Raw genomic sequence first — 18,182 nt, forward strand, 5'->3', positions numbered from 1 at the left:
GGAGTCTTACAGCACCTTATATGCGGGATAAACTCTGGGTGGCACATGATTTCTACAGATAGAATATTGTGGTAGCCCTCAATGGACATATTTTCCTTCCTCCCCATAAAATGCCGCATAAAAATAGTTAGGACTAACTATTCTGTGCTTAAACTTTGTTTCCTTAAACATCCTAACTGGTAAGTTGTGTTTTTCTGCAGCTTCTATAACAACATCCAATCACTGCGGAATATACAGATGCGTATGGTGGTGACTATCCAGATGTATTACATCACCAAACCATTTATATAGAAATCAAGGCCTCTAGCTCATTTTTCAAAACCTCCCTTTTAGTAGATTTAATTAATGTGTCCCCCTTTCAAAAAATATCCAGAACGATGCGTTAAACTGCTTTGAGATGAAAAAAACAGGTCGGCCTGCATCAAATACTAGACACAAGCCTATTCCCAAATTAGGGTATTTTTTTCTAAACCTTTCTTGGCAAATGGCAGATTAACCATTGCAGTCGTACTTGATACTAACCATATGGATGAGCATAAATTAAATTCATATGTTACCCAGTTGTAAGACCAAAATCATCTGCATTGATTATCACTTTTCTTGTATTATCATCTATAAAAGTACCTTTTAATCTTCTTTCGTAGGGGCTACTGACTCATTTGCCTGTTCTTCTTCCAAGAGCTTTTTATCGTACAAACGGAAAAATGGATAATAAATAAACATGGCTACGATTATATTAATCGTCATTAATACACCACCGCGCCAATCACCTGTGGTTAATATTCCCGAAAATGGTGGCGGAGTAGTCCAAGGAACAATTACATATGGTTCTCCTACCAAGCCAATTGACATAGAAAAATAAGTGATCAGCCCTACTGCTAATGGTGCAAGTATAAAGGGGATAAATAATAATGGGTTCATCACAATTGGTGCTCCGAATACAATTGGTTCACTTATATTAAAGAAACTGGCCCAAATAGACCCTCGACCCAGACCTTTCAAATGTCTCGAACGTGCTCTCCAAACAAATAATATGGTTAATGCAAGCGCCATGCCAGAACCACCAACTGTCACCCAAATTGCCATAAATGGCTGACCGATAATATATGGTAGTTCTTCACCAGCTTGCTGTGCGGCTACGTTTTGTTCCGTCAAACTATACCAGATTGGAGCCATTACGCTTGCTACAACTGAAATCCCGTGAATTCCAAAAGACCACAATAAATGAATGAGAATAATGGCAATAATTGCCCCCCACAAGCTTGCTCCCATAGCCTCTAAAGGTTGCCTTAAAATAGCGGCGACAACTCCATGTAACGATAGATCAAAAGCATTTCGCAACAATAAATCTACTCCCCAGACAATGAAAATAATGACTGCTCCAGGAATAAGCGCTGTAAATGCACGCCATACAGATGGAGGAACTCCTTCAGGCATACGGATAATAATATTTCTATTTTCAAAAAAACGAAATACTTCGACTGTAAAAATCGCCAATACGATCGCAATAAATAAACCTTCACTTCCCATTAAATTCAAAGGAATATTTCCATCTTCTGTAAGTGGTGTAGCTACAAAAAAGGTAGCTACACTAAGCACACCAGCCGATAGCTCATCCATACCATAGCTCTTGGCAAGGCTATATGCGATTGAAAAAACTGCAACCAAACCCAACAATCCAAAGGTGGCATTTACAGGAATACTCAACGTAGATGTATAAGGTTTCATAAATTCAGCCCAAGATTCTACAGGCGGAGATGAAATAATCAGAAAGATACTTCCAATAATTAATAGTGGCATTGTTGCGATAATCCCATCTCGAACCGCCTTCAAATGACGTTGTTCAGCCATTTTTCCAGCAACTGGCATAAAGTAACGTTCCATAAGCGCATTAAAACGATTCACAATATACCCTCCTCATAGTCATTTTTTTAAATGGAGTGCTTGCTCCAGCACTTCTTCACCATCCGTTGATCCATATGCTCGCATATCAATAATAGCGATTGGAACATTTTCTTCTTCCGCTTTTTTAAACAGTTCCTTCTTCTTATAGCGAATTTGCGGACCTAAAAGTATGACATCAGAACTTTTTAGCTGCTTATCGATATCATCTACCGAATGGGCTTCAATTTTCACATCAATCCCTCTGCGATCAGCTGCTTTCTTCATTCTTTCCACTAAAAGACTTGTACTCATTCCCAATGCGCAAAGCAGTGTTATCTTCATGTATGTTTTCCCCCTTAAAGATCGAATTGTGGTAGAAACCTCTTGTTCACGATAAACATTTCTTCTAAGATAGCTTTTGCCCGTTCAGCAGATGGAATAAGTGGATGTAATGTTAATGCTTGATGAGCAATACCTTTGTCTCCTTTCACAGCCGCCTCTACAGTAAGTTCTTCGTATGCTTTAACATTTTGTAAAAGCCCTCTAACCTGTGGTGATACCTCCCCAACTTGTAGAGGGGTAACCTGATGCCGTTCCACAACACAATTTACTTCTATACAAGTGTCATTAGGCAAGCAGGCAATCGTTCCATTATTACGAATATTCAATGTATGCATGTCTTTTGTATTCAATTGGATAGACTTAATTAAATTGACAGCCGCCTCTGAGTAGTATGCTCCTCCCCTTTGTTCTAAAGCTTTTGGTTTCTCGTTTAAATCTGGATTTTGATAAATTTCAAATAGCTCTTGCTCCATTTTTTGCACTTGATCAGCACGGGTTTCATTTCGCTCCAACTGCTCCAATTGTTCTTGTAAAATTCGATCAGACTGATAGTAATATTTATGATAGCCACAAGGAATAGCACCCAAAGATTTCAAAAACTCCAAATCCCATCCGAATGCAGGAATATTCTTTGCCTCATAACTATCCGACCAACCAGTGAAAACGTCATTAATTCTTGATTCACCCTTAATAAATAGGTCTGTTATCCAAATCAAATGATTAATACCTACGAAATTGATACTAACATCGTTCATAGAGACGTTATAGGTGGCAGCAAATTTTTTATAATAATTAATTGGATTATTACATAAGCCAATAACTTTTACATTGCAATGTTTTAGGACTGCTTCTGTAACCACACCTGCAGGATTCGTAAAATTCAGCAACCAGGCATTTGGAGCAAGTTGTTCAATATCGTTGCAAATATCAAGGATAACTGGTATTGTACGTAATGCTTTCATAAACCCTCCCGCTCCAGTTGTTTCCTGACCGATTACTCCATGCTTAATAGAGATATATTCATCATAACGACGCATTTTAAGTTGCCCTACTCTAATTTGGGTAATAATGTAATCTGCGCCTTTTATTGCTTCTCGCTTATCTAAAGTGGCAACAATTCTAATCGAACATTCAGCTTTTTGAATCATACGTTTGGCTAATCCTTCTATAATGGACAACTTCTGCTGTCCTGCTTCTACATCTACTAACCAAACTTCTGCTACGCGTAAGAGTTCCTGATTGAAAATAATTCCTTCAAGTAGTTCTGGTGTATAGGAAGAACCCCCTCCAATCACCGTTATTTTTATTCCATTCATACCATCATCCTTTCTCACATTAGTTTCAAATCTTCTTTCAACTTTTATTCTATTTTGAAAACGCATACATTTCGAGATTAGTTTTTACCGTTAGCAACGGTAAAAACTAAAACTCATGCTTCGTAATATTTTCTTTCATTAACTAGTTAGTTGAGATCGATAGATTCTATACTTCTAACGCTCCCAACTAGTTTAAGCGAAACTTCAGTTAGTAGAACTTTTTTCTAGCGCCTTCCTACTAACCGAAACGATTGAATGCTAGTCAGACAGTTAAGCAGCTGTTGTTTCTTACCTTAATTTATTTGTTCCGCTTTCCAGTTCTAGGTGAAAGAATTAAGAAACATACTATACTAAAACTTATCAAACGCAAAAGGAGCAAAAGAATAGCTATCGAATCTTTTGCTCCCATTTATCGGATCTCATTTCTCTAACTTCTCTTTGATTTCCGAATATGTCTTACATTCTAGTATTTGAAAGACTTTTTGTTTATTATCAATAAATTGAACAAGAGATTGAAACATAGGCTGTAAGTCTTCCTTCTTATCTTTATTAACGTTTAGTAATATTACCAGCTGAACTAGCTTGTCCCCCCAATTTATCGGCTTTTGTAACGTGAGTATGGATAGAAAGGTAGCGTTTGTTCCTGGTTGCAGCGGATGAGGTACTGCAACTAAATTACCAAAGCTTGTAGGTGCATAATGCTCTCTTTCTAATACAGATTGTGTGTAACTTGTATCCGCTTTCCCTTTTTCTATTAAATGACTTGTTAAAAAACAAATAGCTGATTCTGGTGTCTGAAAGTCACATTGTAAAAATGTATACTCTGGAAAAATATATTCGTTTATGTCTGTATTCTTATACTCTAGCATTTGTTCAATTTTTGAAACATCTATCGTACCAAGAATAGCGCTTATATGTATAACTGGTACTGGCAACTTATTTTTAATCGGAATCGTACTCATTATAAAATCCAAATTTTCCAGCTTATGTTGTGTTAAGTTGTAATATTCGGTTGTTCCAATAATATGAAGCTTCTTACCAAATATATTCGTTAGCTTATGTAAAAGTAACTGTGAGCTCCCTAAGCCTGTAGCGCAAACGATTAAGCATCGTTTCCTTTCGCGGTCAGAGCGCTTTGCTTTCTCTAAAGCTGCTTCGATATGAAGAGCAATATACCCCACTTCACATTCGTTGAATTGAATAGCAAATCGCTCATTTATTATATTTGCTCCAAACAGTGCTGCTTCAAATGAAAGAGGATAGTTCATTTTAATTTCCTCTAACATTGGATTACGAATATTCATCTGGTAGTGACATCGGCTAATAGCAGGTTTTAAGTGCAGGCATAGGTTTCTCAAAAACTCTTTGTCTTCCGTTAAATTTAAATCATACTCTTTATCAACTAGCTGTATAACCTCATTTGCAAGCTGGTAAATTTCCTTATCCACAACAGTCTGAAGGTCTAATGTATTATCTAAAGTAGAAGTCAACTTCGTCCCTTTTAAGTGAATAGTTAGATAAGCTATTTCTGTTTTTGGGAAAACGACTTCTAAACTGTGTTCAATTTCCGTTATTATGGTTTTTGCCACGTCATATTCTTTTTCACCTCTTAGTATGTGAAAATCTTTTTTCACAAATTCTACTGTTTTATTTTCTAGTATCCGCCTATAAGCGATAGCAAGATGAATGATTAAATTTTCTAAACTAACGTCAGAAATCGTGATGTTATTTTTCCTTATGTTTTTAAGAATAGAATTTCTAATTAAATTCAGCTCTTGCGGCATCAAAATATTCACCCATTGTTTCCTTGTGAGCAATGGCTGTTGATTAAAAATGTATTCCGAAATACAAAAGCGAATGAATGTTTCTTCTCCATACACTTTCATTCCATAATTGGGTTTGTGTTCAATCGATAAACCATAATGCTGCAATATTTCGCGAACAATTTTCAAATCACTTTGTAAAGTAGATCTACTGATAAATAATTCTGCAAGTAAATCTTCCATTTTTATATATTCGGTACATAGTAATAACTTTTCTATTATGTAGTTAACTCTTTCCCCTGATTCAACCGGAATCATGGAATAAGCTTTATTTGCATAATCTTGGAATAATTGATTAAAATTTTCTCTGTTTTTCACCTTTAAAACGTATCCCCTACCACGAACGGGCTCAATATAAATACTGTAATCCTGTAACAGTGAATTCAATTCCTTTATGTCCGTTCTTACCGTCTTTGGACTCACATTGATCTCAGTAGCAAGTTGAGCACTTGTGAAGAATTCATCTTCTGCACTATCAAGTAACTTTATTATGGCATACTGTCGAGAATTCATAAGCCCACCTCAATCATATATGATATAAAACTTTCATGTTCATTATAACATGTGCAGATATGAAGGAGTTTGTATATATATTCACAATGAATTTTTAACGTGTATACAAAAAAATGAGTGCATATAGAAGTTATTAAGAATAATTCGCCCAAAATTAATCCTTATGAATGGCTTTGTTATTTGTTCACCTGTAGCTTGAAAAAAGCTGGGGCTTTTTTCAAATTATGAAACACATCCAATCCATTTTAAGCAACCCTCTTATAACGAGGATTGCTTTCTTAGCCGTTCCAATTCTTGATCAATAACAGAGACATCGATTCTTTCAAATAACGGTGCTGTAATTTCCACAGCAGATGTGGGAATATCAATCGGTTTCCACTGCATTTCTGTTATTCCAAAGGCTTGTTGTAATTTCTCGCTTGAAAATGGAAGGAATGGATGCAATAACTGAGCCAAATTCACAATCATATATACACAGCTTCTTAACGTATCTTGGCATTCGTTAAAGGACGCTTTTACTTGAATCCACGGCTGCTGTTGATCAAAATATTTATTGGCGCTTCTTATAGATCCAAAAATTAATTCTAACGCTTCTTTAAAATGTGTTTGTTCAATCAGAGAGGCTGCTTGGTGGTATACGTTTTCTATATTTTGCTTGATTGCTTGATTAACATGCCCTGGTGGTACTTCTCCATCAAAGAATTTTTCGATAAACTTTAGGCTTCGATTTACAAAATTCCCGTAAGCACCAAGCAACTCACTATTATGACTATAAACAAACTCACGCCAGGAAAAATCAGCATCTCTGTGTTCGGGGGCATTGATCGTTAAGAAATACCGTATCGAGTCTGGAGCATATTTCTTCAGCATATCAGGAACCCAAACGGCCCAGTTTTTACTTGTGGATAGTTTCTTTTTTTCAACCGTTACATACTCATTTGAAACTATATGAGTTGGAAGCGCTAGTTGGTTAACCCCTAATAAAATCCCTGGCCAAATGATTGCATGAAACGGGATATTGTCTTTTCCATGAACATAATATGATTTAGTATTCCCCTCCCAAAAGGGACTAGCATCCTTCTGATTGTCGTCGGCCCACTTTTTGCTCGCCGTATAGTATCCAGCAACAGCTTCAAACCAAACATATATCTTTTTCCTCTCATAACCTTCAACTGGTACAGTTACACCTACTGGTAAATCTCTTGAAATCGCTCGATCAGGCAAGCCTTCTTTTAAATATCTTTCCGCTATTTTAATTGCGTTGTCGCGCCAGCATCCTTTTTCTTTTGCCTTTTCAACGTAATTTTCAAGTTGTTCCTGAAAAGAGCTTAATTTGAAGTAAAAATGCTCCGTACTTTTTGTCGTAGGTGAACTACCACATAGTTTACATTTTTTATCAACCAAATCTAATGGCTCAAGAACTTTTGAACAATGGTCACATTGGTCCCCTCGTGCTCCTTTTCCACAATTTGGGCAAATTCCTTCCACAAACCGATCAGGCAAGAACTGGGCACAACTATTGCAATAAGCCTGTTCAACCTCTTTCTGATAAAGTTTATCATTATCTAATAAAGTGAAAAATATTTCCTGAACCGCTTTATGATGATGCGCTGCATCTGTGCGAGTATAATAATCGTATGTGAAGCCTAGTTGCTCAAAACATTCTTTAAACTCTTTGTGATATTTGTCGGCTATTTCTTTAGAGGTAACGCCTTCTTGTTTTGCTCGAATTGTAATTGGCGTACCATTACAATCACTCCCCGAAACATAAAGCACATTGTCACCTTTTGCCCTGTAATAACGAGCTAAAATATCACCTGATAATAGACTCGATATGTGACCCAAATGCAATGACCCATTTGCATAAGGCCAAGCTCCACCAATTAGTACATTCATCCTTTTTCCTCCTTCAAAAATAAGACTGACATAAGGGTATGCATGGAAAATTTATGCCTTTCAGTTCTACGCTATATTTGTCCCGTTTAATAAAGTGAATCTTCAATCAATGATTTTTCATTCATCGCCTACTGATTGTTAGTACCGTAATGGTATGACCTAAAGTCCTCTCGAAATAGGGGTGCTGTTATCTCCCACTTAGACTTGTTGCAGTACAGATTATCCAACTCCTTAAGAGGCTCTTACAGCACCTTATATGCGAGATAAATATTTAACAGGGTTATTGTTCTCTAGGTTGCATGATTTAAAACAAGTCGTATGTTCTTGGGTATCCATAGATATTATGGTGATGTTTGTTAAATACCTCAGTGCACTTGAAAAGCCACTTTCCCTTCTGTTTTACTTTGTTGCCTCAGTATTTCGTCTTTTATTGTAATACTTTTTGAAGCACATTCTTGGTTAATAAACCGTCTTACTACAAGCATTTTTTGTCCATATTTGTTCGTCCACTCTGCTTTTCTAGAATTTTACGGATTTTCAACTCTTGAAGTCGATGTCATATAGCCCATGTAAGATTTGGAAAAATTAAAAAACCCCATCCTAAGACAATATAAATTGTCAAAGGACGAGGTTATCCCCGTGTTACCACCTTTATTCACTAATCATTCACATGATTAGTCTCCATTGGTACGGAACAATAAAGTGATCCCCAATCAGTAGCCGTGCCTTTACACCCCACGGCTTGTTAGTACCGTAATGGCATGACCTAAAGGTCTCTAAATAAATCGGAAATTTAGGCGCTGTTATCTCTCACTTACCTTTTTTGCACAATCAACTATTGAAGTGAGAGTCTTACGGACCTTCTATTCGGGATAAAACGGCATGTTCTTATACCATGACATTTGTAACGAGTGCCAAATCTCGTCATACCCTTACTCTAAAAGTTCAGATACGCAGCTCAGAGACCATATTCAATCAATCATTCCTTGCTTCTTTTCAGCTACCAAAGCTTTCTGTAAAAGAATAGCATTGACCTACTCTCCCCATCATCGCTTTTCTGCAAAATGAATGACTTTATTATTACATAGGGGTAGATGTAAGTCAATAAGTCAGCTATAGTCTTAGTGGAGATCAAATTTAAAATAGAAATTTCCTCTTTATAACCATTTGATTTACGGGTATTTGAGGTTTACAAAAATTACTTGAGAGCATCCTGTTAAATATAAAATCACAGACGAACTTACTCTAATTAGTGCCGAATATTAATCGTAAAGCAAATGAAATAAAAATAACTTTTAAGCGAATGGAGCAAGAATCCATTAGAAAACGTGGATAAGTTAATAAGGTTTTGACAGTTTATAAATAAGGAAGCACAACAGTAAAAATAAGCTTTTTAATTCTACCATAATAGTATGACCTAAAGTCCTCTTACAAAATAGGATATTTAGGTGTTGTGATCTCTAGACTTGTGTCAGTACAGATTATCCTGGATAGGTTACAATTAGTTGAACAGATTCATTAAGGTCATATAAACTTGATTCAATAATAAGTCGGAGGAGTCTTACAGCACTTTATATACCGGATAAATAGTGGGCTTATCTAGTAATAAAACTTCTATCTTATGTGCAAAATCTATTGCCATGCGAACCTTCTGTTAGTCCTCCTGTTTTTTCGATTATTTCGGGATGAAATAACACTTTAACGGAATCGATTTGATTATTTACTATTTTTCGAAATACATCTGGTCCCTCTGATAATGAAAAGGTATGTGATATCATTGCATCCGATCTTATTAGACCCTTACTCATATAATGGATGGTTGTACTCCATTCTTTACCTGGAAACGGGGAAGATACCGCATTCCATGAACCATAAATAGTCAATTCATTGCGAACAATTTTTTCAAAATAAAAACGTTCTATATGGATATTTGCATACGGTATCCCCATAAATACTACTTCTCCACCTTTACATGGTAATGCAAGAACCTGTTCAGAAGTAATAGGTGATCCTGCAGACTCTACGGCTAAATCTACTCCTCTCCCATGCGTATGTTCCATTATTTGTTTATATGCAGGTTTTTCTCTGGAATTAATAATCACATCAGCGCCAAGCTTTTTGGCAATAGCTAATTTCTTCTGGTCTATATCAATCGCATATATTTTTTTTGCCCCAAAAATCTTCGCCCATTGTACAGCTAATAATCCAATACTGCCAACCCCCATAATAGCTATTTCAGCCCCAGCCTGAATGCTAGTTTGGTAAAATCCGTGTGCAACAACCGCAGATGGCTCTACCATTGCTGCTGTATCATAGTCTACATTATCTGGCAATTTCAAAACATGACTTTCTGGTAGTTTCGTATATTCAGCATAGGCTCCCGGATGAAATGCACCAATAACAACTAACTTTTCACAACGTGCAGGTTCTCCCCTAAGACAACTATCACATTTCTTACACACAAACGCAGGACAACCCGCAACTCGATCTCCTACTTTTACTTGTTTGACATCTTCACCAACTTCTACAACTTCTCCCGCAAACTCATGACCAAATGTCATTCCTTTTATATAGGGACCTAATTTGATGAATCTAGATAGATCAGATCCACAAATCCCTACTGATTTCACCTTAATAATAACATCCTCTCTATTCTTAATAGTTGGCTTAGGAGTGTTTTCTTCAAAACGAATATCTTTTTCTCCATATAAATTCAAAGCTCTCACGATGACCGTCCCCTTCTTTGGCTATTGGCTGTTATTTAGCTTTTTGAGTCACTTTGTATATTTCTGCTTCTATTAAAGAATAGGTTATATGCTGCAAGACTGATCAAAATCGTGTTAAAAAATAATTGATTTTTAAAATAAAATTGGCTAATTACTCTAAAAGGCCCTAACATAACATCTAAAAAAATATCTATCATGATTGTCCTCCCTTATCGATAGCAGCTAAAATTTAACCTATAAACAATATTGATTTGTCTAATAAAATGAAACTTCATTCAAGGAGTGCTTTTCTCCTTGAATGTTAGTTAAACGAATCGGGGATTTAGGAGCCGTTTTTCTCATCATGTTTGCAACATCATTAGCACATGTTGGAAAGGAGAAAAATACGGATCCTTACATCCGGGATAAAATGAAACTTCATTTCTTGGAACGCTAGTTAGTGGAACCAAACGGGCATTTAGGTACCTTTTTCTCCAATTTAGACTGCGGTATTCCTTTAACTCCTAAAGGGGGAGAATTACGGAATCTTCCATGCGGGAACCGCCCATTAATAAGCATCATGATTAATCATTATGATTGCACTGCTAGAGCCAATACGGTTTGCACCAGCTTTTACCATTTGAACAGCATCTTGATACGTTTTCACTCCTCCAGCAGCTTTGACACCTATTTTGTCTTTTGCAATTAAGCGAAGTAACTGCACATCTTCAATGGTTGCACCACCACCATTAAATCCCGTAGACGTTTTCACAAAGTCTGCCCCGGCTTCCATGATTAATTCCGTTGCTATGATTTTTTCTTTCTCTGTTAGCAACCCTGTTTCAATAATTACTTTCGTCGTCAATCCGTTAGCAACTTTAACCACTTCTTCAATATCGTTTTTCACAACATCAAATTCGCCCGATTTGAGGGCTCCAATATTAATGAGCATATCCATTTCTTCAGCACCATTTTTAATCCCTTGTTTTGCTTCTTCTACTTTGACATGAGTTACTGCTCCTCCTAATGAAAACCCGATTGGGATTCCAACCTTAATATGGTGTGGGGATAAAAGACGATGCGCATATGAAACATAGTAAGGATTAACAAAAACAGTTTTAAAACCATATTCAATAGCTTCCTCGCAAAATATTTTAATACATTTTCTCGTTGCGACTGGGTTTAATAATGTATAATCAATTAGAGAAATCAAATCCTGCTTATTCATTTAAACACATCCTTTTGACTCTATTATTCTGCCGGAACTAACAATACTTTAATAGCTTCTCCACCCTTTATTACCTGGTATGCTTCATCCCATTGTGTAATATCAAATTCATGAGTTACTAGAGCTTTCGCATTTACTTTTCCTTCATTCATCAATGCTAACGCCGGCTCCCAATCAGCTGAATGTTGACTTCTGCTCCCCACTACATGTATCTCATGTTGAATGACTTTTTCTAAGTCAAACGGTACGGCTGGTTGAGAGAATATTCCTACTTGCACATAATTACCTTTTTTTCGTAATACATCTAAACCTTGTTTGGCAGCAGGCACTGTTCCTGAACATTCAAACACCACATCTGCTCCATATCCACTTGTTATTTTATTAACAACTTTTTGAACATCGCTTTTTTGTGAATCTATCGCGATATCAACCCCAAGTTCTTTTGCTTTATCCAGACGAATTTTATCATTTGTTAGTCCAGTAATAATTACCTTGGCTCCAAAGCTCTTTGCTACTTGTGCTGTCAGTAAACCAATTGGACCAGGCCCGATGACAACAACAACATCCCCCTCATTGATTTTTGTTTTTGAGACAGCATGATAAGTACATGCTAGTGGTTCAGTCATGGCAGCTGATTTATAGTCTACGTTCTCTGGAAGAACGTGGACACTTTCTTTTCTAGCAATTAAATATTTAGCAAATCCACCATCTTGATGAGTTCCTAAGCCTTTTCGGTGATCACAAAGATTATAATCCCCTGATCCACAATATTTACATTCACCACAGATATAAAAAGTAGTTTCAGAAGTTACTCGGTCACCCACTTTAAATTCAGTTACATTGTCACCAACTTCTACAACTTCACCGGAAAATTCATGACCTAAAGTAACTGGTACTTGAACTTTATAATGTCCTTCATACGTATGGATATCAGATCCACAAATACCAGCATATTTAATTTTAATTTTCACTTGATCTTTTCCGGGAATTGGCTCCTTCTTATCCTGAATTTCGAGATTGCCGAATCCTAATTCTGTTTTAACTAGGGATTTCATTGGTTAATCCTCCTCTGTCCGCTTTAAATATCTTCCGTTACCCCTGTTTTCTAGATTTCTCAAACACCTTATGAAGGTTTTTAACAATCCATGTAATCTATCCATACCATTACGCCTAACGGTATCGGGATTCCTTACTTTTAGATGTATTTTTCAGGCCTAACTTTAATGAAATAACTCGAAAAATCTCCAAATCAACCAATTTAATAGATTGCCTCCTTGGTCAATACTAGAAACCTTTGCAGATCCTTCTGGGAGCTTAATTTCTGCACTCATCGCCATATCGGTAAATACCGGTGCGATATCTGTAGCCATATAAAGGGATAGCGCAATCATAACTGTTCCTACAATAATAGAGTGAATAATATTACCTCTAGCAGCACCGACAATAAAAGCAACGATAAATGGAATAGTTGCCAAGTCACCGAATGGAAGTACATGGTTGCCAGGCAACATTACAGCAATTAATACAGTAACAGGTGTTAAAATAAGAGCTGTAGCAATTACAGATGGATGCCCCAATAATACAGCTGCATCCAAACCAATCGTAATATCACTTTCTCCAAATCGATTATTTAACCACGTACGAGCTGATTCTGAAACAGGCATTAGACCCTCCATTAAAATTTTTACCATTCGTGGCATCAAAATCATAACTGCAGCCATAGACATACCGACTTCAATAACTTCCCCAACACGATAACCAGCAAGTAAACCGATTATTATACCAAGAAATAAACCGACAACCATGGAATCTCCAAAAACCCCAAAACGCTTTTGAATAGAATCTGGATCTGCATGTAAATTCTTTAATCCAGGAATTTTTTGGATCCATTTTACTAAAAAGATAAATGGCGCATATGAAATAGTACTACCAGTAGCAACCGATACTCCCGGCATCTCATAAAAGTCTCTCACCATTGGTGTTGTCCAGTCAGCAATCTTTAAACAAACAATTTGAAATATGACAGCCGCAATTAGACCTTGGATAATGCTTCCAGATATTGTATACACTACGGCGGCCGCAAATGTATAATGCCAAAAATTCCAAACATCCACATTCATTACTTTCGTTGTTTTCGTTAATAACATGATGACATTGACAATCAGTCCTAGGGGAATAATAAATGCTGCTACAACTGATGCCCATGCTATGGAAGAAGTAGCTGGCCAACCTACATCAATTACATTCAATTCTACGTTTAATCGATTCACCATTCCTTGTGCAGCCGGCCCAAGATTAAGCGTCAACAAATCAATAACTAAAAATATTCCTACAAATGCTACACCAATTGTTACAGCCGAACGAAATGCTTTACCCACCTTCTGACCGAAAAATACTCCTAATATAAAAATGGCTACAGGTAAAATTACTGTTGCACCTAACCCTAGAAAGCTTTGAATAAAGTCAACAAATGATTGCAATTATTTAACCTCCCTAACTCAGGTAAGATATAAAGTGAAACTTCATCAGTAGGAGTTTTCTTCCATCTCCTACTGCATGTTGGTACCGTAATGGTATGACCTAAAGGCCCTTGAACGAATCGGGCATTTAAGTGCCGTTTTCTATCACTTAGACCCTTTTGTGTATCAACTCAGGTCTTGAAGTGGGAGTATTACGGCACCTTATATAAAGGATTTCTCGGCTCTATCGAAGACCGAGGAATCCATTCGTAGTATTATTTTTTAAGTTCGTCTACTATTTGTTTTTTCGTCTCTTCTGTACCAATACCAGTTAAAAATGAGCGTGCATTAATTACTGGAAACGGATACTCTTTTTTCGTCATTGCAGTTGTTACCAACAGATCTGCTGTATCTAAGTACGATTCAACTTCTGCAATTTTAATTTGAATCAGGTTGACATCTATATTATTTTTTCTAGCTATTTCCTCAATTGCACCATTTACCACTGTAGAAGTTGCAATCCCCGCTCCACATGCTACTAGCACCGTCTTTTTTGCCATACAATCACCTCTTTTAAGTAATACCTAGCTTCTTTTTTAACAGATTTTTTATATCGGTTTTATTTTTTTGACTTACGATATATGTTAGAGTTTTTTCATCTTGAAAGATTTGCATTAATTTTTGTAATAAAGATAGTTGAGAATTAGGCTCATTCATTGCTAACATAAAAATTAATTGAACTGGCGTTGTGTTATTCCCATCCCCCATAATAAAGAAATCAACTGGGCGCTTTAAAATAGCAAGACTTATTGTTTCCGTTTTGACATGTTTATCATCTGTATGTGGTATAGCTACTGACACGCCATTTGTGGGGAGACCCGTTGGATATTCTGCTTCTCTTTGAATAATTGCAGGAATAAAACTTTTTTTAACCAGGTTTAGATCGACTAGATTTTGGGCAACTATTTCTAATGCTTGTTCTTTTGTCTTGGCTTCAATATCCGTCAAAATAACGGATTCATCTAAAAAGCAATCACTCATTCCTTCACCTCATTTCATAAAGGACAAGATTAATTCTTAGAATCGAATCATTTCGTCAACAGATTCGGCGTTAGTATTCGGTTTCTTTTTTATTAGAACCTAACCTACTACATTCAATAGTGCAATGTGTTATGGTGCGGATTGATAATACTAAAGAATTTTATATTCCATTCGTATACTACTCATCCCCCCTCTTTGCCAGCATCTTTATATGATACATGGAGAGAGATACATTAGGACGCATTTACGATCTAAGAATTCATTCCTCCAGATATAAACAAATGAACATAACTCGGTTCTATCTTTTTAATATTAAAATAAACTCAGCGCTACCATTTGAATGAATTGCATCAACTAAATGGATTTACTCATTTGTGATCAAATCAATCAAGTGATTATGGTAGCTATCTATAGTTTGTTGCACAAATTAGGACGGAAACTATAAAAAATGTCCTAGTTTAAGCATTTCACTTCATCACGACACATCGGTTAAATGCGGAAGGCATATCTCTTAAATCAACATAAACTAAATATTTGCGAACGATTAAGATATGTACTCCCAACTAAAAGCTTACTCATCAAAAGCGTTTTAATTTGACTCCTGGAGCTAGTAACTTTACATAATATCATCCCCTATTAGTCTCTTAAGTTCATATCAAAAAATGAACCTAATTTACATATTACATACTATAATTATTGCATTGTGACAGACCTACAAAATATTTACTCCCATTATTATTTTTTATTATATACAAGTTTTTATTGTTTGTAAACAAAGTATATAATTATTTATTGTTTTGATTGTTATTATACTTTATGATTTTTTAAGAATGGTGGAAGGAAGGGCGGGGTGAGGTTTTAGTAAATGATTCATTGATGTAAGAGTTTTAGCTACTATAGTCGAAAGAATATTGCTAATGGGTTTAATCCTCATGATGTGAAATAATTGGCTGTTGAAAAAGGAACAAGCGCCCGTTTAGCAGCGAAAGCGAATGGAACGAATCAACTAAAGATAAAGGAATCATGCCACTAAAAGCAGGGGTATGCCGGCGCCTGAGCGGCAAGACCGTTTTTAGTCGGCCTTCCTCTTTGTGACGAACCGATGATGACTTATCGGAGGGCGCATTTCTAAAGACGCATCGTTGCCGGGCTCATGCGCCGGACGTCGCTATTCGGTTATTTCGTTATCCCCCAGGCACCTCATTTTATACTTTTGTATGAAAAAACAACTCTATTTAACTTATCTAACTCATTTATTTTAGACAGTATTTTAAGAATCTAAACATTATAAAGCAAAAGTTTTTTCATGATAGATGGTGGCTCGCGCTCTAGGCGAGCCACGGTGGTTTCTTATCTTACAAAAAATTTCGATTCTTTATTGCGTGGGCAATATAAGGTCGAGCCTGCTATTAAAAAATTACGGGCTCTATAAAAACCTTAGCATTCATCGGAACTTTCGAGTATGCGTTTAAGTTGTGTCTTTATTCCAGATGGTCATACATTTCTTTTTTACTTTATCTGCTTCCGATTTAGTTCGACACAGTAATAAACAGTTGTCATCGCCACTAATGACACCTACTACTGGTGTCCAATTCAAAGATTCCATCAAATAGCCGATTGCTTTTGCATTCCCAGGTTCTGTCTTGATAATGACAAAGACTCCCGTTGCTTCAATGGATTGAATAGCATCAGAGTAAAACTGTTGTAGCTGTTTGATCGGGAAGTCGGAATTTTCCTCCTTTATATGATTGGATAACCTGTACCTTTCTACTCCATCTGGCGAATATTCTTTTCTTATTTGCATCTCTTGGATATCTCGAGAAATAGTTGTTTGGGTAACGTTATACCCGCAATCCTTTAATAATTTCCATAAATCTTTTTGGGTGCGGACTTCATTTATCCGTAGGAGTTCACGAATTTTTTCTTGGCGGTCCTGTTTACTCATAAAGAATTCCTCCCGGTCCAAATAAAAGAGGAATCCATTTTTGAAAACATGAACCCTCCTTATTAAATGCAAGACTCCTTATATTTAATGGTTTTTAATCACTGTTCCTGCATTTTCGTTAACAGCCTCCACAGCTTTATCCAAGGAAGTAATAATACATTTGCTACCAGGTTTTGATTCTACAAATGCAATTGCAGCCTCTACTTTTGGCAGCATACTTCCAGCAGAAAATTGACCTTCTTCTGCGTAATTTCTTAGTTCTTCTGTAGTCACCTGTTCCAGTGCTTTTTGATTAGCCGCTTGATAATTAACATATACATGTTCTACCTCAGTTAAAATAACAAGCTTGTCTGCTTGAATAAGCTCTGCCAGTTTTTCAGAGGCAAAATCTTTGTCAATCACAGCTTCTACGCCCAAAATTTTGTTATCCTTTCGGTAGACTGGAATTCCGCCACCTCCAGTACTGACTACAACCATTCCATTATCTACTAATGATTTAATAACTTCGTGTTCCAGAATTTTTACTGGCTTCGGTGATGGGACAACTCTTCTCCAACCTCTTCCAGCATCTTCCTTGAATGTAACGTCGTTTTTCTCCATCTGTTCTTTTGCTTCCTTTTCTGAATAGAAAGGACCGATTGGTTTTGATGGATTACTAAACGCTTTATCATCTGGATTAACTTCTACCCTAGTTATAACTGATGCAACTTGCTTATCTAAGCCTTCTTCATGCAGTTGATCATTGATCGCGTTTTCCAACCAATAGCCAATCATTCCTTGACTCATAGCTCCACATGTATCTAAAGGCATAGCAGGGGTTTGTTCACTATGCGATTGAATTTGCTGTAATAAAATATTACCAACTTGGGGACCATTTCCGTGCGTAATAGCGACTTGATACCCTTGTTTAATAATTTCAATCAATTGTTTTGCCGTATGGTTTAATGCCTCCTGTTGTGCTTCAGCTGTTGCACTACCAGACTGGATCGCATTCCCCCCTAGAGCAATTACAATTCGTTCATTTCCCATA

14 protein-coding genes are annotated in these 18,182 nt (G+C 36.5%); all 14 read right to left on the reverse strand.

What is annotated here, in order from left to right; genetic code table 11:
- Positions 1 to 627 precede the first annotated feature (627 nt).
- The 14 genes from celB to arcC all read right to left on the reverse strand — a co-directional run bounded on the left by celB (position 628) and on the right by arcC (position 18,181).
- Positions 628 to 1,905 (reverse strand): PTS cellobiose transporter subunit IIC, encoded by a 1,278-nt coding sequence (celB, locus tag KBP50_RS14130; protein WP_232231200.1) that lies wholly within the window; start codon positions 1,903 to 1,905, stop codon positions 628 to 630.
- A gap of 18 nt (positions 1,906 to 1,923) precedes the next feature.
- Complete coding sequence (locus tag KBP50_RS14135; protein WP_050351964.1) at positions 1,924 to 2,226, reverse strand: PTS sugar transporter subunit IIB; 303 nt, start codon at positions 2,224 to 2,226, stop codon at positions 1,924 to 1,926.
- 14 nt (positions 2,227 to 2,240) lie between these two features.
- Complete coding sequence (locus tag KBP50_RS14140; protein ID WP_050351963.1) at positions 2,241 to 3,542, reverse strand: 6-phospho-beta-glucosidase; 1,302 nt, start codon at positions 3,540 to 3,542, stop codon at positions 2,241 to 2,243.
- Positions 3,543 to 3,961: 419 nt separating this feature from the next.
- Positions 3,962 to 5,878: a BglG family transcription antiterminator gene (locus KBP50_RS14145; RefSeq protein WP_050351962.1), complete on the reverse strand. Its 1,917-nt coding sequence runs from the start codon at positions 5,876 to 5,878 to the stop codon at positions 3,962 to 3,964.
- A 258-nt stretch (positions 5,879 to 6,136) separates the two neighbouring features.
- Positions 6,137 to 7,774 (reverse strand): methionine--tRNA ligase, encoded by a 1,638-nt coding sequence (gene metG, locus KBP50_RS14150; protein ID WP_050351961.1) that lies wholly within the window; start codon positions 7,772 to 7,774, stop codon positions 6,137 to 6,139.
- Between the two features lie 1,619 nt (positions 7,775 to 9,393).
- Entirely contained in the window at positions 9,394 to 10,500 is a 1,107-nt protein-coding gene (locus KBP50_RS14155) for a galactitol-1-phosphate 5-dehydrogenase (RefSeq protein WP_050351960.1), read from the reverse strand.
- Between the two features lie 35 nt (positions 10,501 to 10,535).
- The gene (locus KBP50_RS14160) at positions 10,536 to 10,697 is read right to left on the reverse strand and encodes a hypothetical protein (protein ID WP_169770798.1); all 162 of its coding nucleotides are present in this window, start codon (positions 10,695 to 10,697) and stop codon (positions 10,536 to 10,538) included.
- Between the two features lie 350 nt (positions 10,698 to 11,047).
- The gene (gene deoC / locus KBP50_RS14165; protein ID WP_050351959.1) at positions 11,048 to 11,707 is read right to left on the reverse strand and encodes a deoxyribose-phosphate aldolase; all 660 of its coding nucleotides are present in this window, start codon (positions 11,705 to 11,707) and stop codon (positions 11,048 to 11,050) included.
- Between the two features lie 23 nt (positions 11,708 to 11,730).
- The gene (locus KBP50_RS14170; protein ID WP_050351958.1) at positions 11,731 to 12,762 is read right to left on the reverse strand and encodes a zinc-binding dehydrogenase; all 1,032 of its coding nucleotides are present in this window, start codon (positions 12,760 to 12,762) and stop codon (positions 11,731 to 11,733) included.
- 165 nt (positions 12,763 to 12,927) lie between these two features.
- Positions 12,928 to 14,187, reverse strand: coding sequence for a galactitol-specific PTS transporter subunit IIC (locus tag KBP50_RS14175; protein ID WP_050351957.1), 1,260 nt, complete (start codon positions 14,185 to 14,187; stop codon positions 12,928 to 12,930).
- 254 nt (positions 14,188 to 14,441) lie between these two features.
- Complete coding sequence (locus tag KBP50_RS14180; RefSeq protein WP_050351956.1) at positions 14,442 to 14,726, reverse strand: PTS sugar transporter subunit IIB; 285 nt, start codon at positions 14,724 to 14,726, stop codon at positions 14,442 to 14,444.
- Positions 14,727 to 14,739: 13 nt separating this feature from the next.
- Positions 14,740 to 15,207, reverse strand: coding sequence for a PTS sugar transporter subunit IIA (locus tag KBP50_RS14185; RefSeq protein ID WP_050351955.1), 468 nt, complete (start codon positions 15,205 to 15,207; stop codon positions 14,740 to 14,742).
- 1,468 nt (positions 15,208 to 16,675) lie between these two features.
- Positions 16,676 to 17,152, reverse strand: coding sequence for an arginine repressor (locus KBP50_RS14190; RefSeq protein ID WP_050351954.1), 477 nt, complete (start codon positions 17,150 to 17,152; stop codon positions 16,676 to 16,678).
- A gap of 84 nt (positions 17,153 to 17,236) precedes the next feature.
- On the reverse strand, positions 17,237 to 18,181 hold the full coding sequence (arcC, locus tag KBP50_RS14195; protein ID WP_050351953.1) for a carbamate kinase: 945 nt from the start codon (positions 18,179 to 18,181) through the stop codon (positions 17,237 to 17,239).
- Between the last annotated feature and the right edge of the window lies 1 nt (position 18,182).

Source organism: Virgibacillus pantothenticus, from assembly GCF_018075365.1.
Lineage (GTDB): Bacteria > Bacillota > Bacilli > Bacillales > Amphibacillaceae > Virgibacillus > Virgibacillus pantothenticus.

What these genes read in the sequence shown, in the direction of transcription:
- KBP50_RS14135 (WP_050351964.1), bottom strand. Translation starts at nt 2,226, where the DNA reads ATGAAGATAACACTGCTTTGCGCATTGGGAATGAGTACAAGTCTTTTA.
- KBP50_RS14140 (WP_050351963.1), bottom strand. Translation starts at nt 3,542, where the DNA reads ATGAATGGAATAAAAATAACGGTGATTGGAGGGGGTTCTTCCTATACA.
- KBP50_RS14145 (WP_050351962.1), bottom strand. Translation starts at nt 5,878, where the DNA reads ATGAATTCTCGACAGTATGCCATAATAAAGTTACTTGATAGTGCAGAA.
- metG (WP_050351961.1), bottom strand. Translation starts at nt 7,774, where the DNA reads ATGAATGTACTAATTGGTGGAGCTTGGCCTTATGCAAATGGGTCATTG.
- KBP50_RS14160 (WP_169770798.1), bottom strand. Translation starts at nt 10,697, where the DNA reads ATGATAGATATTTTTTTAGATGTTATGTTAGGGCCTTTTAGAGTAATT.
- deoC (WP_050351959.1), bottom strand. Translation starts at nt 11,707, where the DNA reads ATGAATAAGCAGGATTTGATTTCTCTAATTGATTATACATTATTAAAC.
- KBP50_RS14170 (WP_050351958.1), bottom strand. Translation starts at nt 12,762, where the DNA reads ATGAAATCCCTAGTTAAAACAGAATTAGGATTCGGCAATCTCGAAATT.
- KBP50_RS14180 (WP_050351956.1), bottom strand. Translation starts at nt 14,726, where the DNA reads ATGGCAAAAAAGACGGTGCTAGTAGCATGTGGAGCGGGGATTGCAACT.
- KBP50_RS14185 (WP_050351955.1), bottom strand. Translation starts at nt 15,207, where the DNA reads ATGAGTGATTGCTTTTTAGATGAATCCGTTATTTTGACGGATATTGAA.
- KBP50_RS14190 (WP_050351954.1), bottom strand. Translation starts at nt 17,152, where the DNA reads ATGAGTAAACAGGACCGCCAAGAAAAAATTCGTGAACTCCTACGGATA.
- arcC (WP_050351953.1), bottom strand. Translation starts at nt 18,181, where the DNA reads ATGGGAAATGAACGAATTGTAATTGCTCTAGGGGGGAATGCGATCCAG.